A 15,954-nucleotide genomic window follows, 5' to 3' on the forward strand; every position below is an offset into this window, starting at 1 on the left:
CCACTGCCTCTAGCGCTTCTGCTGCACCAGGGTGCCCAGTTGCTGCAGGTAGGCCACGAGGGCGTCAATCTCCATCACCTTACCGCCGACAAAGGGCTTGGAGGCGTTGGCGATATCCTCGTCGGTATAGGGCACGCCCACCGTGCGCAGGGCTTCCATTTTCCTGGCCGTATATTCGCCGGTGACCACATTGTCGAACAGCCACGGATAGGCCGGCATGATGGATTCCGGCACCACACTGCGCGGGTTGTACAGGTGCGCGCGCTGCCACTCGTCGGAGTAGCGGCCACCCACCCGGGCCAGGTCCGGACCGGTGCGCTTGGAGCCCCACAGGAAGGGGTGGTCGTACACGGATTCCTGGGCCATGGAGTAGTGGCCGTAGCGCTCTACCTCGGCGCGCAGCGGACGGATCATCTGCGTGTGACAGACGTGGCAGCCCTCGCGGATATAGATATCGCGCCCCTCCAGCTCGATCGGGCCCAGCGGCTTGAGCCCGGCGATGGGCTCGTTGTTGGCCTTGGTAAAGAACTGCGGGACGATTTCCACCAGGGCGCCAAAACTGATGGCAACGATGGTCAGTACGATCAGGATGCCGACGTTTTTTTCTACTATGTCATGGTTTTTCATTTTCTGACCTCCTACGCCGGCTGTACCGATCTGACGGTATTGTCATTGTGGGCTTCGTTTTCCTTTTCGGTAACGGTGCGGAAGACGTTGTAAGCCATCAGCAGCATGCCCAACAGGAAGAAGCCTCCGCCGATCAGGCGCACCACGTAGCCGGGGTGGCTGGCGATAACGCTCTCGACAAAGCTGTAGGTCAGGGTGCCGTCGGCGTTGAAGGCGCGCCACATCAGGCCCTGGGTGATGCCGTTGACCCACATGGCGGCGATGTACAGTACCGTGCCGACAGTGGCCAGCCAGAAATGCGCATTGATCAACTTCACGCTGTACATTTCCTTGCGCTTCCACAGCACCGGCACCAGGTGATAGAGGGCGCCGATGGAGATCATCGCCACCCAGCCCAGTGCACCGGAGTGCACGTGGCCAATGGTCCAGTCGGTGTTGTGGGACAGGGCGTTGACCGTCTTGATGGACATCATCGGCCCTTCGAAAGTGGACATGCCATAGAAGGACAGGGATACCACCAGGAAGCGCAGGGTCGGGTCGGTGCGCAGTTTGTGCCAGGCGCCGGACAGGGTCATGATGCCGTTGATCATGCCGCCCCAGGAGGGCGCCAGCAGAATGATCGACATCACCATCGCCAGGCTCTGGGTCCAGTCAGGCAGTGCCGAGTAGTGCAGGTGGTGACCGCCCGCCCAGACGTAGATGGAGATCAGCGCCCAGAAGTGCACGATGGACAGCTGGTAGGAGTAGATTGGACGGTTGGCCTGCTTGGGCACGAAGTAGTACATGATGCCGAGGAAGGCAGCAGTCAGGAAGAAGCCCACCGCGTTGTGGCCGTACCACCACTGGATCATCGCGTCCTTGGTGCCGGAGAAAATGGAATAGGACTTGAACGGATAGATCGGGATTTCCAGGTTATTGACGATATGCAGCGCCGCAATGGTGATGATGTAGGCACCGAAGAACCAGTTGGCCACGTAGATGTGGGAGGTCCTGCGTTGGGCAATAGTGCCGAAGAACACCAGCGCATAGGCGATCCAGATCAACGCAATCAATATATCGATCGGCCACTCCAGCTCGGCGTATTCCTTGGTGGAGGTATAGCCCATCGGCAGGGTAATGGCGGCGGCGATAATGACCACCTGCCAGCCCCAGAAGGTAAAGGGAATCAGCCAGCCGCCCCAGAGACGCGTCTGGCAGGTGCGCTGCACTACATAGTAAGAGGTGGCGAAGAGCACGCTGCCGCCGAAGGCGAAGATCACCGCATTGGTGTGCAGCGGGCGCAGGCGTCCGAAGTGGGAGAACGGCTGCCAGATGTCGTTGAGCTGCGGCCAGGCCAGCTGCGCCGCAATCAGTACACCCATGCCCATACCAAAGATGCCCCAGACCACGGACATAATGGTGAACTGGCGCACGATCTTGTAGTCATAGTCCGGCACAGGGCCGGTCTTTGCCACCGCTGTCGTCATTGTGTTACTTCCGTTGCTTTTTAAAATTCACTGCGATTGTGCGTGAGGGCTGAACGTGCAGAAGCCGCAATGAAACCTGCGGCTCTATGCCTTCACGATAGCCGCCGCCAGCTGCCGGGCGACGATTTAAACGCATCATTCGCCCGCGGCAGCTGATCTAGCGCCCGCGGCCGTCTCTCTGTCAGAGTAATTTTCTGCCCTTGCCCGCCGCGATGCGCAAACGCAAGGCGTTCAGTTTGATAAAGCCCTCGGCATCCTTCTGGTCGTAGGCACCGGCATCCTCTTCGAAGGTGGCGATACGCTCGTCGAACAGACTGTCGGCAGAGCGACGGCCCACGGCGCTGACACTGCCTTTGTACAGTTTCAGGCGCACCTCACCGTTGACCACCTGCTGGGATTCATCGATGGCCGCCTGCAGCATCTCCCGCTCCGGGGACCACCAGTAACCGTTGTAAATCAGCTTGGCGTAGCGCGGCATCAGCTCATCTTTCATATGCGCCACTTCGCGATCCAGGGTGATGGACTCGATGGCGCGGTGGGCCTTCAGCAGGATGGTACCGCCGGGGGTCTCGTAGCAGCCGCGGGACTTCATGCCCACGTAGCGGTTTTCGACGATATCCAGGCGGCCAATACCATTGGCGCCGCCGAGCTTGTTCAGCTTCTCCAACAGGGTCGCCGGGCTCATGCGCTCGCCGTCGATCGCCACAGGGTCGCCCTTCTCGAAGGTCAGGGTGATATAAGTGGGCTGGTCCGGGGCCACCTCCGGGCTCACACTCCAGCGCCACATCTCCTCCTCGGCCTCCGCCCAGGGATCCTCGAGACTGCCGCCCTCGTAGGAGATATGCAGCAGGTTGGCGTCCATCGAATAGGGGGATTTCTTCTTGCCGGAAGAGAAGTCCACCGGAATCTTGTGCTGGGCGCAGTAATTCATCAGCGATTCGCGCGAACCCAGATCCCACTCTCGCCAGGGCGCGATCACCTGGATGCCCGGTTTCAGCGCGTAGGCACCCAGCTCGAAGCGCACCTGGTCATTGCCCTTGCCGGTGGCGCCATGGGAGATGGCGTCGGCACCCGTCTCATTGGCGATTTCTATCAGGCGCTTGGCGATCAGCGGACGGGCGATGGAGGTACCCAGCAGGTACTCGCCTTCGTAGATGGTGTTGGCGCGGAACATAGGGAAGACGAAGTCGCGCACATACTCCTCGCGCAGGTCGTCGATATAGATCTCCTTGACGCCCAGGGCCTCCGCCTTGGCGCGCGCCGGCTCTACTTCCTCGCCCTGACCGATATCGGCGGTGAAAGTCACCACCTCGCAGCCGTAGGTTTCCTGCAGCCATCGCACAATCACCGAAGTGTCCAGACCGCCGGAATATGCCAGTACCACCTTGTCGATTTTGCTCATTGCTGTCCTCTGCTGGGAGTGTGCTGCCACCACAAAAACGCCACAGCGCCGGGCGCTGCAGGCTACGGAATTTGCGTCGGTCTGGGGGGATTATTCTTGGAGGTGTGCCCAGGATTGGCAGTCGGGCTGCCTTTTTCGGGGCGCGATTGTAGCGCCTCGGGAGCCGGACGACTAGCGGCAAGGGATTATCCTCGCGCACTGTCTACTTTATAAACAGCAGGCACATCGCAATTTACCCGCGCTTCCGGTAGCATGCGCGCCACCACTCACCACCGGCCACCGACCACAAGCTATGACGGAGCAACTCACCCTTCGCGCCCCCGACGACTGGCATATCCACCTGCGCGACGGCGCCGCACTGGAGCGCACCGTCGGCGATGCGGCACGTCAATTCCGCCGCGCCATCATCATGCCCAACCTGGTACCACCGGTGGTGGATGCCGAAGATGCCCTCTTCTACCAGCTGCGCATCCGCGAGCAGATCCCCGAGGGCAACCCCTTCGAGCCGCTGATGGTAATCTATCTCACCGACAGGACCGATGCCGAGACGGTCAGGCTGGCACACGAGGCCGGCGTCATCGCCGCCAAACTCTATCCCGCCGGCGCCACCACCAACTCGGACTCCGGCGTCACTGATATAGCCAATATCTACCCGGCACTGGAGGCCATGCAGGCCTGCGGTATGAAGCTGCTGCTGCACGGGGAAGTGACCAGCTCCGACATCGACATCTTCGACCGCGAGCAGGTGTTTATCGAGAAGACCCTGTCGCGACTGGTGGACGACTTCCCGAGCCTGAAGATAGTGCTGGAGCATATCACCACCGCCCACGCGGCCGAGTTTGTGCAGAATGCCCGCGACGGCGTCGGCGCCACCATCACCGCGCACCACCTGCTGTACAACCGCAACCATATGCTGGTGGGCGGCATACGCCCCCATTACTACTGCCTGCCGATCCTGAAGCGCGGCTACCACCAATCCGCCCTGATCGAAGCGGCCACCAGCGGCAACCCGAAATTCTTCCTCGGCACCGACTCCGCACCCCACAGCCAGGGCAAGAAGGAGACCGCCTGCGGCTGCGCCGGTTGCTACACCGCCTTCGCCGCCATAGAGCTCTACGCCGAGGCCTTCGATCGCGCCGGTGCGCTGGACAAGCTGGAGGGCTTTGCCAGCGAGTTCGGCCCGGACTTCTACGGCCTGCCGCGCAACGAGGGCAGCATCACCCTGGTGAAACAGCCCTGGGCACTGCCCGAAAGCCTGGATATGGGTGGCGAGCCACTGATTCCGCTGGCTGCCGGTGAGACATTGAACTGGAAGCTGGTCTGACCGGGACTCGCAGGGTGCTCCGTGCGCACCGACCGGCCAATGGTGCGCACGGCGCACCCTACGGCCAGAGTTTGAAAGAATACCGAAGCTTGAATGGAAGGCCCTGATGCCGGTGGCGTCTCGCGGGACCTTATGAGGCAGGGATGCCGATTAGAGCCTGCAGGGATGTATTTACAGCGTGTCCCGCAAGACGCCACCGGCAGCAGGGCCGCCCCTAAACTCGAACAAAACCACTCAATACCAAATTAAGGACCCCAAGTGACCCCCGCCGAAGAGCCCACAGGACCAAAAAGCCCCCTCGCCCAGCGATTCCGCGGCTTCCTGCCGGTGGTGGTCGACCTGGAGAGCGGCGGCTTCAACGCCCGCACCGATGCCCTGCTGGAGATTTCCGCAGTCATCCTCGATATGGATGAAAACGGCGTGCTCTTCCCGCAGGAGACCCACAGCTTCCACCTGGACCCCTTTGAGGGCGCCAATATTGAGCAGTCGGCGCTGGACTTTATCGGCATAGACCTGGAATCCCCGGAGCGAGACGCCTGGCCGGAAGAGATAGCCCTGCCGGAGATGTTCCGCAAGATCCGTACCGCGGTGAAAAAGCACAGCTGCACCCGCGCGGTTGTCGTCGCCCACAACGCCCACTTCGACCTCGGCTTTATCAACGCCGCCGTGGAGCGCTGTGGCATCAAGCGAAATCCCTTCCACCCTTTCTCCTGCTTCGACACCGCCAGCCTCGCCGGCCTCGCCTATGGGCAGACGGTACTGGCCAAGGCCTGCCAGGTGGCCGGAATCGAATTCGATAACAGCAGCGCCCACTCCGCCGAGTACGACGCGGAGAAAACCGCCGAGCTCTTCTGCGGCATAGTGAACAAGTGGCGGGAAATGGGCGGATGGCCGCTGCCGTCGCCGGCGGAGTCCGAGCGGGAAGACTGACCCCCTGCTGGAGCGGATGGGCACCCCGCCACTCCTACAACCCCGACTACAACCAAGGTCGCATTCCCAGCGCCGCGGCACCCTTCTAGGCTGCCCGGTGCCTATTCGATAAAAATAAAGGTGAATGCGATGATGACTCCCAACCCCGGGCGCGGGCTGCTCCGCCGCCTGCTGTTCGCCCTTGCGCTCTGCTCAGCCGCCGCCGGACACGCCGGCAGCTGGCAACAGAATGTCGCCATCGGCGGCTTCAGCAAGGTACACATCTACACCCCCGACAGCCATTCCGCGATCGGCGAAGGCAAGTCGCTGCTGATAGTACTGCACGGCTGCGTGCAACCGATCGACAACTACCTGACCGCCAACCTGGAAGACGCCGCCGAGGAGTTCGGCATGGTGGTGGCGGTACCGGACGCGATGAACAAGGCAGGCTACAGCTGCTGGTCCTACTGGCAGGGCACCAGATCGCGCTCCGCCGGTGACTATAAAAACCTGATCAATCTGGCCAATGCCATGTCCGGGGACGGCGCCCGCGATATAGACCCGGACCAGGTCTATATCGCCGGCCTCTCCTCCGGTGCCAGCTTTGCCAACACCACCGCCTGCCTGGCGCCGGACGTATTCGCCGGCGTCGGCGTCAGCGCCGGGCCGAGCATCGGCACCAGTTCCAATGGCGCCCTGGGCCCCTGTGAGAGCGCCGACGTCACCAGCCGCTGCAACAGTTACGCCGCTGGCTACGCCACTCACTTCGAAACCCAGATAGCCTCCATCGCCCACGGCACCAACGATACGACCGTCAATGGCTGCTACAACGAACAGAACGCCGGCGGCATGGCCGGCGTCTACGGCGTCGACCAATTGCCGGGCACCAATACGCTTTCCGAAGGCAGCCGCAGCGCAGAGGAAACACTCTGGGAAGATGGACGCGTCTCCATGCTGTGGCTGAACGGTGTCGATCACTCCTGGTCCGGCGGCGAAGGCGCAAGCGGAGGCTATATCAGCAGCGCCGGCATCAACTACGCCCGTTACCTGGGGCAGTTTTTCCTCGACAACAACAAGCGCGTGGACAGGAACCAGGGGCCGCTACTCAGCAATGTGGAAACCAGCACCAGCGGCGACCGCATACTCGTCAGCGGTACCGCCAGTGATGCGGAGGGCAGCGTCGTCCAGGTGGAAGCCTCTTTTACCGCGATTGCAGCGGAAGAAAGCACCAGCACAAACGGAGGTGTGGACGGCAGTGGTTTTTTTTCCCTGACCAGCGAGCCCCTGGCAGACGATCTCTATGAAATCACAGTGGTCGCCACCGACAACGACGGTGTCGGCAGCCTGCCCTTTGCCGACACGGTGCGCTTGGGACCCGAGCCGCCGGAAACAGCGCCGGAGTTGAGCGAAATCTCCGCGCAGGCCAGCGGCCAGTGCGTCACCGTCAGCGGCACAGTAGTGGATGTGAACCAGGACCTGGACTCGGTGTTAGTGGCATTTGCCAACGGCGATGTGATTGCCGCGGTGACCGGCACCGCCTTCAGTGCAGAGCAGTGCGACCTGCCTGGCGGCGACGGCAGTGCACAGGTTACCGCCACCGACCTGACCGGCCTCAACGATAGCGCCAGCGTTACCTTCGCTATCGACGCCGGCGCGACCGCGACACTGGATTCCCATATCACTGCCGGCCGCCTCGACTACACCGCCTATGCCAACTGCTACCTGGAGTACGGTTCCTCCACCCCCTTCCGACTGGACGAGCACAGTATCGGCGGCGGCCAGTGCGAATGGCGCGACAACGATGCCTCCTGCGTGGGACCGCAAGTGGCCTGTTCCGGAGGTGGAGGCAGCAGCGGGGGAGGTGGTGGCGGCGGCAGCTGCAGCGAACAGACGACCTACAACTACTACCACAAGACCGCCGGCCGCGCCTACAGCACCGGCAATCCCATGGCCCCGGACTACTTCGCCAGTGGCAGCGACGATCCAATGACCGGCTCCACCTGGGGCTGGAACACCCTGCACAGTGATGACAGCAGCAGCTGGCAAATGGGGGCCTGCCCCTGAGAAATCGCAGGGAAACGGAGCCGCGCGACTCTATCATCTGCGAGATTAGAGCGTTGCCATTCAGAGGAGATGAGGTATGAACTCCCCCAAGTGCGGCCTGCGCCTTTCCAGCGTATTGTTCGGTCTGATGTCCCTGGGACAGTTGTGGCGACTGATAGCGCAACCGCAGCTGCAACTGGACGGCGCACCCGTGCCCACCTGGCCAAGCGCCATCGCGTTTATCCTACTGCTGGTTCTCTGCCTCTGGCTGTGGAGGCTGTCAAACAGGACCAATTGAGTTACAGCGACATAAACAATGGCAAGCCCGGTGGACCAGTCGGGCTTTTTAATGTTTTTCGCCATCGAGAACCGTTGCTGAGTGACCTTTAGGCAGACGGGTGATTTTTTGTGCAGACTCGTGTAGAATGGCCGGTTCACGCATAGAACCGGAAATTTATTGTGGCCAAGAAAGCTTCCGCTGCTTCCAAACGCAAGCAGCCCACCTCCGTAGAAACCCGCGAGAGCATCGAGGAACAGGTGCAGGCCTTTCTCGCCAAGGGTGGTGAAATCCAGCAGGTGCCCAAGGGCGTGAGCGGGCAGACCAACACCTCCGGCCCCAAACATATCACCCTGGGCAAGAAGCCAAGGGCTTCCTGAGTGGTCGATGGTCAGTGGCCGGTACCGTTAACCACTGACCACTAGCCAATCGCCGCTTCGATCAGGGCATTTCCTCCAGCTCCGCCCCTTCCTTCACCGGCGGCATCAGGTCTTCCTTGGTGATATTCATCGCCATCAGCACGTTTGCAGCCACATACACGGAAGAATAGGTACCCACTACCACGCCGACGATCAGGGCCAGCGAGAAGTTGTGGATCAGCTCACCGCCGAAGAACTGCAGCGCCCAGAGCACCAGCAAGGTGGTGAACGAGGTCATGAAGGTACGGCCCAGGGTCTGGCTGATGGAAATATTGATAATTTCCTCGGAACTCGCCTTGCGCACCTTGCGGAAATTCTCGCGGATACGGTCCGCCACCACGATGGTGTCGTTCAGTGAGTAACCGATCACAGCCAGCACCGCCGCCAGCACTGTCAGGTCGAAATCCAATCTGAGCAGGGCGAAAAAGCCCAGCACAATGATCACATCGTGGGCCAGGGCCACCACGGCACCGACCGAAAACTTGTACTGGAAGCGCAGCGCCACATAGGCCATGACCACCACCAGTGCGAACAGCATGCCGAGGCCGCCGTCGTCGCGCAGCTCCTCACCGATCTGGGGACCCACCATCTCCACACGGCGCAGTTCCACATCGCCAGCGGAGTTCTGCTCCAGCACGGCCACCACCTTGTCGCCGATGGATTGGGAGGCTTTTTCGTCCCGGGCGCTGACCTGTGTCTGCTCTTCGGCCACCTCGGGCGGCAGCTTGATCAGGATTTCGTGATCGGAACCGAAACGCACCACCGAGGCGCCTTCGTAACCGGCTGCATCCAGCTGGCTACGCACGTCGTCGATGCGCGGTGCCTGTTCGTAGCCCACTTCAATCTGGGTACCACCGGTAAAATCGAGGCCGAACTGCAGGCCGTTCATCGCCAGCGCAGTGATGGCCGCAATCACCATGGCGATGGATACCGCCGCGGCCAGCTTGCGCCAGCGCATGAAATCGATCACGCGCTTGCCCATGTACTCGGTAATCTTGCCGTTTTCCACTTTGCTCTCGCTCATTGCCAACCCCTTAAATCCAAAGCTTCTGCACACGGCGACCGCCGTAGAACAGGTTAACCAGCGCGCGGGTACCCATGATGGCGCTGAACATGGAGGTCAGGATGCCGATAGACAGGGTCACCGCAAAGCCCTGCACCGGACCCGAGCCGATCGCGTAGAGAATCACCGCGACAATCAGGGTGGTGATGTTGGCATCGACGATGGTGCTGTAAGCGTTATCGAAGCCGGCGGTGATCGCCGACTGGGGCGGCATGCCATTCCTGAGTTCCTCCCGTATTCGCGAGAAGATCAGCACATTGGCATCCACCGCCATACCCACGGTCAGCACGATACCGGCGATACCGGGCAGCGTGAGGGTGGCGCCGAGTATCGACATCACCGCCACCAACAGCACCATGTTCATCGCCAGGGCGATATTGGCGGCGAGCCCGAAGACCCGGTAGGAGATCAGCATAAAGAAGACCACCGCCAGCAGGCCTATCTGCACCGAGGTCACGCCCACCTCGATATTGTCTGCGCCGAGCGACGGCCCGATTACCCGCTCCTCGACAAAGTACATGGGCGCGGCCAGGGCGCCGGCGCGCAGCAGCAGTGCCAGCTCCTGGGCTTCCGCCGGGCTGTCCAGGCCGGTGATGCGGAACTGGCGGCCAAGGGCGCTCTGCACCGTGGCCAGGCTGATGATTTTCTTGTCGTCGGTGCGCACCTGCACCGTGGTTTCGTTGCCCTCTGCGTCCACCTTGGTTTCCGGTACGAAGCGGCTCTCGATAAACAATGTGCCCATGCGGCGGCCGACATTCTTCCAGGTGGCACGGTGCATCAGTTCGCCGCCGCGGGAATCCAGGGTGATATTCACCTGCGGGAAGCCGCTCTCGTCGTAGCCGACGCGGGCGTCGGTGACGCGGTCACCCTTGATGATGACCTTGCGCTCCAGCCAGGCGCCGCCGTACGCCTGGCGCTGCTGCTCATTGCGATACTCGAAGTACTCCTTGTTGGTCACCAGCGTGTCCGGGCGGGCTTCCATGCGGTACTCGAGGTTGGCCGTCTTGCCGATGATGCGTTTGGCCTCGGCGGTGTCCTGTACGCCCGGCAACTCCACCACGATGCGGTTGCGGCCCTGGCGTTGCACTATCGGCTCGGCCACACCCAATTCGTTGACGCGGTTGCGCAGTGTGGTGAGGTTCTGGGTTACCGCGTAATCCTCCAGCTGCTTGATCTCCTGTTCGGACAGGGTCGCGCGCACCTCGAGGTTGTCGCCGCTACCGGATTCGGTCAGCTGCAGCTGCGGGAATTCCTTGCGCAGCGTGGAAACGGCCAGGTCGCGCAGCTCATCGCTGCGGAAGCGCGCGACGATTTCGCGCTCATCCACCAGGTCGACACTGCGGTAGCGCGCCTTGGCCGCGCGCAATTTGGCCTTCACATCCTGCGCATAGCCCTCCATATTGGTCCTGACGATGGTGTTGGTGTCGACCTCCATCAGGAAGTGCACGCCGCCGGCAAGATCCAGGCCCAGCTTCATCGGGCTGGCGCCCATGTTGGCCAGCCAATCCGGCGTGGTGGAGGCCAGGTTCAGGGCCACCACATAGTCGCTGTGGCCCAGTGCCTCCTGGATGGCGCGCTTGGCTGGCAGCTGCTCCTCGATGGAGTTGAGGCGCAGCAGCACCGCCTTGTCCCCCACTTCACCGCCGAAGTACTCGATACCCGCCTCGTCCAGCGCCTGCTGCGCCCTGTCGAGCACGCCCTGTTCCACTTGCATGGCGCTGGACTGGCCGGAAATCTGCACGGCGGGATCCGGGGCGTAGAGGTTGGGCGCGGCGTACAGGAAGCCGAGGGCCGCAACCGCGAGAATCAGTAGGTACTTCCAGAAGGGGTAGCGATTCATGCTGCTCTCATTGTTGTAGTGCGGCCATCACGGCCGGTAAATCTTGGCAATGTCGGGGGATATGCGGGCGCCAACGGTGGATTGCAAGGCGCGGAGCCCCCAGGTGGGGGCCGATTATACGGGGATAGGGTTGGGGTACAAATCGAGACTCGGGACTCGGGACTCGGGGCTCGGGACTCGGGACTCGGGACTCGGGACTCGGGACTCGGGACTCGGGACTCGGGACTCGGGACTCGGGACTCGGGCGATCGTGACCTGTAGGAGCTTGCCCTGCAAGCGAACAGCTGCGGAGCTCCGCCCCCATCGCCTGCAGGCAGGCTCCTACATCCACCGCACTCTATGCCAGCGGCGGCACCTCGCGCCCCAGGCGCCGGTAGAACTCCGCCACGAAGATCTCCAGCTCGCCGGCGGCGATGGCATCGCGCAGGCCCTGCATCAGCCGCTGGTAGTGGCGCAGGTTGTGGATGGTGTTGAGCTGCGATCCCAGGATCTCGCCACAGCGATCCAGGTGGTGCAGGTAGGCGCGGGAGAAGTGCTCGCAGGTATAGCAGTCACACCCCTCTTCCAGCGGTCCCGTATCGTGGCGGTGTTTGGCGTTGCGAATCTTGACCACGCCCCCGGCAGTGAACAGGTGCCCGTTGCGCGCATTGCGGGTGGGCATCACGCAGTCGAACATATCCACGCCGCGACGCACCGCCTCGACGATATCCTCCGGCTTGCCCACCCCCATCAGGTAGCGCGGCCTGTCCGCCGGCATCCTGTGGGCCAGGTGATCCAATACCGCAATCATCTCCTCCTTCGGCTCACCCACGGAAAGGCCGCCGATGGCATAGCCGTCGAAGCCTATCTCGGTCAGGCCGCGCAGGGAGATATCGCGCAGTTCCGGGTACATGCCCCCCTGCACTATGCCGAACAGCGCCGAGGGGCTGTCGCCGTGGGCCTGTTTGGAGCGTCCAGCCCAGCGCAGGGACAGCTCCATCGACTTGCGCGCCTCATCCGGCGTGGCCGGATAGGGGGTGCACTCGTCGAAGATCATCACGATATCCGAGCCCAGATCCCGCTGTACACGCATGGATTCCTCGGGATCCATAAACACCGGGCTGCCGTCAACCGGCGACTGGAAAGAGACCCCCTCCTCGGTGATCTTGCGCATCTTCCCCAGGCTGAACACCTGGAAACCGCCGGAGTCCGTCAGAATCGGGCCCGACCACTGCATCAAATCGTGCAGGTCGCCATGGGCCTTTACCACTTCGGTACCCGGTCGCAGCATCAGGTGAAAGGTATTGCCGAGAATGATCTGTGCACCGATAGCCTCTACATCCCGCGGCAACATGCCCTTGATAGTGCCGTAGGTACCCACCGGCATAAACGCCGGCGTTTCCACCACCCCGCGGGGAAAACGCAGGCGGCCGCGGCGGGCCTTGCCATCGGTGGTGTCTAACTCAAACTGCATAAAGCACTCGCGGCTCAATGGAAACTCCTGGTTTTTGTTCGGGGTTCGGGATCTAGTTGTAGGATGGGCAAAGCCTAGTGTGCCCATCCTAGACGGCTACCAATCGCTGACGTCGGGATTGCGGCCGATCAGCATCGCATCCCCGTAACTGAAGAAACGGTACTTTTCTGTCACCGCCTCGCGGTAGGCGTTCATTGCCTGCTCGTAGCCGGCGAAGGCGCTGACCAGCATCAGCAGCGTCGATTCGGGCAGGTGGAAGTTGGTGATCAGTCGGTCCACCACGCGGAACTTGTAGCCCGGATAGATAAAGATATCCGTCTCCCCCACCGTTGGCCGCAGCTCGCCGCTCGCAGCAGCGGTCTCCAGTGCGCGCACACTGGTGGTACCCACGGCGATCACCCTGCCACCGCGGGCGCGGCAGTCCGCCACCGCCCGGCACACGGATTCCGGCACATTCAACACCTCGCTGTGCATCTTGTGCGCGAAAATGTCGTCCACCCGCACCGGCTGGAAAGTGCCGGCGCCCACGTGGAGGGTTACAAAGGCAGTCTCGACGCCCTTGCTGCGCAGCGCATCCAGCATCTCATCATCGAAATGCAGCCCCGCCGTCGGTGCGGCCACCGCGCCCGCCTCGCGGCTGTAGACCGTCTGGTAGCGCTCGCGATCGGAGACCTCGTCGGGCCTGTCGATATAGGGCGGCAGCGGCATATGGCCCAGGCGCTCCAGCACCGGCAGCGCCCCCTCCAGTGGGAAGCGCAGTTCGAACAGCGCCTCGTGGCGCGCCACCATCTCCAGGGCCGTATTGTCCTCGAGCAATATCTCGCTGCCGGGCTTGGGGGACTTGCTGGAACGGATATGGGCCAGCGCCCGGTGCTCGTCCAGCACCCGCTCGATCAGTATCTCCAGCCTGCCGCCACTGGCCTTGCGCCCGAACAGGCGCGCTGGTATCACCCGGGTATCGTTGAATACCAGCAGGTCGCCGGCATCCACCAGATCGGCCAGCTCGGCAAACTGCCGGTGTTCTATGTCACCACTGGGCCCATCCAAGCACAGCAGGCGGCTGCCGCGGCGCTCCTTCGCCGGCGCGCGGGCAATCAGTTCATCGGGCAGATCGAAGTGGAAATCCTGGCGGCGCATGGCATCAGTTTAGGCGGTCAACAGTCGGGCGCGAAGAGTAACGGAAAGCCGCCCCGCCGCCAAATCCGGTTGACCGCTAACCGCCCATGGCTATAATCGTCCCCCTTGTCGAGGCAGCCAAACCACAGCCTCGAGCCGCTGCCAGAGTGGTGAAATTGGTAGACACGACGGATTCAAAATCCGTTGCCTTCACGGGCGTGCCGGTTCGAGTCCGGCCTCTGGTACCAAATCGAGAAAGCCCGCAAATTGCGGGCTTTTTTCATTTCAGGCAGCCTTCGGCTGTGCAGAACGGCTGGTCCGGCCGCTCCGGGTATTCACGGCACCTTCGGCCCTGCCGTTTTGTATTGGATGCCGGCCCGGGCGAATTAAGACTGCACCGCCACCTGCGCGGCACCCCGCAACGTCAGCACCGACAATCCCAACGCCAACAACGCGCAAACCGCGATAGCCGCCACCAGCGGCAGCGGCGTACCGTCGAACACCTGGCTGACAATCACTATCGCCACGGCCCCGAGCAGCATCTGCAATGCACCACCCAGCGCCGCCGCGGTGCCGGCAATGGGGCCGTGTTCCTCCAGGGAAAGCACCATCGAGGTCGGGATCACCAGGCCGAGGAAGGCATTGGTCACTATCAGCATTCCCACCAACAGCGCAAAATTGTCGTATCCCGCCGCGATCACGCTGCACATCAGTGATGCACTGGCGGCAAAGCCGGCCACCGCCCAGCGCACCACCACCACCGATCCGAAACGTTCGCCGAGATTGGCGGCGAACTGGCTGGCAGTGAAAAAGCCCAGTGCATTCAGTGCGAAGGCGAGGCTGAACTGGGTCGGCGTCAGGCCATAGTGGCCCGTATAGAGGAAAGAGGCCGTGGACAGGAAGGCAAAGAAGCTCGACATACCCAGGCCGCCGATCAGGGTCAGGCCCATGTAGCCGGGATCGCGCAGCAGCGTGGCGAAGGCCCCGGTCATGGCACTGAATTTAAACGGTACCCGCTCCGCCGGCGGCAGTGTCTCCGGCAGGCCGACGCCGGTGAGCACCATACTGGCGACGGTCGCCAGGGCCACGGCAATGAATACCGACGGCCAGCCGAAGGGGCCTATCAGCGCGCTGCCGGCCAGCGGCGCCAACATCGGCGAGATGGAAATCACCAGCATCACCGTGGTCATCAGTCGCGTGGCCTCGGTGCCGGTGTAGCGGTCGCGGATCACCGCCCGCGGAATGGACATCACCGAGGCGGCGCCGACACCCTGCACAAAGCGCAGTGCGATCAGCCACTCGATACTGGGGGCAAAGGCGCAACCGATGGATGCCAGCGCGAAGAGCACCAGGCCGAAATAGAGCGGCGGTTTGCGCCCGAACATATCCGAGGCGGGCCCGTAGAACAGCTGGCAGACGCCGAAGGCCACGAAGTAGGACATCAGCGTGTACTGGGTGGCCTCCACCGGCGCGCCGAGACTCTCGGCAATCGACGGCAGCGCCGGCAGATACATATCGATCGCAAAGGGGCCCACGCAACTCAGGAGCCCGAGAATCAACGCCATCCTGACCAGATCCGACTTCATAACAAACTTCCTATTGCTGAATACCACCCGGCCCTGACTTAGTCATGGAGGAACGCTCAGGCGTGAAGCGGGATTCTATCAGGATAGAGAGCGTTACCAAGACCCACATATAGGTCAGACTTTGGCGACACTGACGATCTTTGCCATTTCACCTCCTAAAGATTGAACCAATTCCGGTATGGCCATCCACGTTAGAGTTAGACTTCAGGGCCCGACCAAAGACGTAAAAACAAAACAAGACGGTAGGTATCGGAATGAAGTCCCTTCGAGAATCCCCAGACCGCATCCCCACAGCGCCGCGCGCCAGCCGGCCACCTGCCGAAACCCAGTAGACCAATCAGTCAGTCATTAATATCCAGTATCAGATACAGGGAAATTCGACCTAGTCGTTGAACGTTGCTCGATCACGGACCGCAGTAGCAACCACTG

13 protein-coding genes and 1 tRNA gene are annotated in these 15,954 nt (G+C 62.0%); 6 read left to right on the forward strand and 8 right to left on the reverse strand.

Going from position 1 to position 15,954, the window contains the following annotated elements; genetic code table 11:
- Window positions 1-9 precede the first annotated feature (9 nt).
- The 3 genes from ccoO to IG627_RS05865 form a co-directional block, all read right to left on the reverse strand.
- Window positions 10-627, reverse strand: a complete 618-nt coding sequence (gene ccoO / locus IG627_RS05855) for a cytochrome-c oxidase, cbb3-type subunit II (protein ID WP_193190960.1) — start codon at window positions 625-627, stop codon at window positions 10-12.
- A gap of 11 nt (window positions 628-638) precedes the next feature.
- Window positions 639-2,093 (reverse strand): cytochrome-c oxidase, cbb3-type subunit I, encoded by a 1,455-nt coding sequence (ccoN, locus tag IG627_RS05860; RefSeq protein WP_193190968.1) that lies wholly within the window; start codon window positions 2,091-2,093, stop codon window positions 639-641.
- Window positions 2,094-2,274: 181 nt separating this feature from the next.
- The gene (locus IG627_RS05865; RefSeq protein ID WP_193190971.1) at window positions 2,275-3,495 is read right to left on the reverse strand and encodes an argininosuccinate synthase; all 1,221 of its coding nucleotides are present in this window, start codon (window positions 3,493-3,495) and stop codon (window positions 2,275-2,277) included.
- Between the two features lie 292 nt (window positions 3,496-3,787).
- Here IG627_RS05865 and pyrC point away from each other — a divergent pair, with 292 nt between their 5' ends.
- The 5 genes from pyrC to IG627_RS05890 all read left to right on the forward strand — a co-directional run bounded on the left by pyrC (window position 3,788) and on the right by IG627_RS05890 (window position 8,428).
- The gene (pyrC, locus tag IG627_RS05870; protein WP_193190972.1) at window positions 3,788-4,819 is read left to right on the forward strand and encodes a dihydroorotase; all 1,032 of its coding nucleotides are present in this window, start codon (window positions 3,788-3,790) and stop codon (window positions 4,817-4,819) included.
- Window positions 4,820-5,077: 258 nt separating this feature from the next.
- Entirely contained in the window at window positions 5,078-5,749 is a 672-nt protein-coding gene (gene rnt, locus IG627_RS05875) for a ribonuclease T (RefSeq protein WP_193190974.1), read from the forward strand.
- A 129-nt stretch (window positions 5,750-5,878) separates the two neighbouring features.
- The gene (locus IG627_RS05880; protein WP_226864768.1) at window positions 5,879-7,792 is read left to right on the forward strand and encodes an extracellular catalytic domain type 1 short-chain-length polyhydroxyalkanoate depolymerase; all 1,914 of its coding nucleotides are present in this window, start codon (window positions 5,879-5,881) and stop codon (window positions 7,790-7,792) included.
- Between the two features lie 76 nt (window positions 7,793-7,868).
- On the forward strand, window positions 7,869-8,069 hold the full coding sequence (locus IG627_RS05885) for a hypothetical protein (protein ID WP_193190976.1): 201 nt from the start codon (window positions 7,869-7,871) through the stop codon (window positions 8,067-8,069).
- A 161-nt stretch (window positions 8,070-8,230) separates the two neighbouring features.
- Window positions 8,231-8,428, forward strand: a complete 198-nt coding sequence (locus IG627_RS05890) for a hypothetical protein (protein ID WP_193190978.1) — start codon at window positions 8,231-8,233, stop codon at window positions 8,426-8,428.
- A 61-nt stretch (window positions 8,429-8,489) separates the two neighbouring features.
- Here the strand turns inward: IG627_RS05890 and secF are convergent, their stop codons facing one another.
- The 4 genes from secF to queA form a co-directional block, all read right to left on the reverse strand.
- A complete protein-coding gene (gene secF / locus IG627_RS05895) occupies window positions 8,490-9,491 on the reverse strand; it encodes a protein translocase subunit SecF (protein WP_193190980.1) in 1,002 nt (333 codons plus the stop codon).
- 10 nt (window positions 9,492-9,501) lie between these two features.
- Window positions 9,502-11,370, reverse strand: a complete 1,869-nt coding sequence (gene secD / locus IG627_RS05900) for a protein translocase subunit SecD (protein WP_193190982.1) — start codon at window positions 11,368-11,370, stop codon at window positions 9,502-9,504.
- A 337-nt stretch (window positions 11,371-11,707) separates the two neighbouring features.
- Window positions 11,708-12,823, reverse strand: coding sequence for a tRNA guanosine(34) transglycosylase Tgt (gene tgt / locus IG627_RS05905; RefSeq protein WP_193190985.1), 1,116 nt, complete (start codon window positions 12,821-12,823; stop codon window positions 11,708-11,710).
- Between the two features lie 96 nt (window positions 12,824-12,919).
- Window positions 12,920-13,960 (reverse strand): tRNA preQ1(34) S-adenosylmethionine ribosyltransferase-isomerase QueA, encoded by a 1,041-nt coding sequence (gene queA / locus IG627_RS05910; protein ID WP_193190988.1) that lies wholly within the window; start codon window positions 13,958-13,960, stop codon window positions 12,920-12,922.
- Window positions 13,961-14,100: 140 nt separating this feature from the next.
- Between queA and IG627_RS05915 the strand changes: the two genes are divergently transcribed.
- Window positions 14,101-14,187, forward strand: a tRNA-Leu gene (locus IG627_RS05915).
- 138 nt (window positions 14,188-14,325) lie between these two features.
- On the opposite strand, the gene IG627_RS05920 is transcribed toward IG627_RS05915, so the two are convergent.
- Window positions 14,326-15,525 carry a multidrug effflux MFS transporter gene (locus IG627_RS05920; protein ID WP_193190990.1) on the reverse strand — a complete coding sequence of 400 codons (1,200 nt, stop codon included), beginning with the start codon at window positions 15,523-15,525 and terminating at the stop codon, window positions 14,326-14,328.
- Between the last annotated feature and the right edge of the window lie 429 nt (window positions 15,526-15,954).

Origin of the sequence: Microbulbifer taiwanensis, assembly GCF_014904815.1 — a bacterium.
Classification (GTDB): domain Bacteria; phylum Pseudomonadota; class Gammaproteobacteria; order Pseudomonadales; family Cellvibrionaceae; genus Microbulbifer; species Microbulbifer taiwanensis.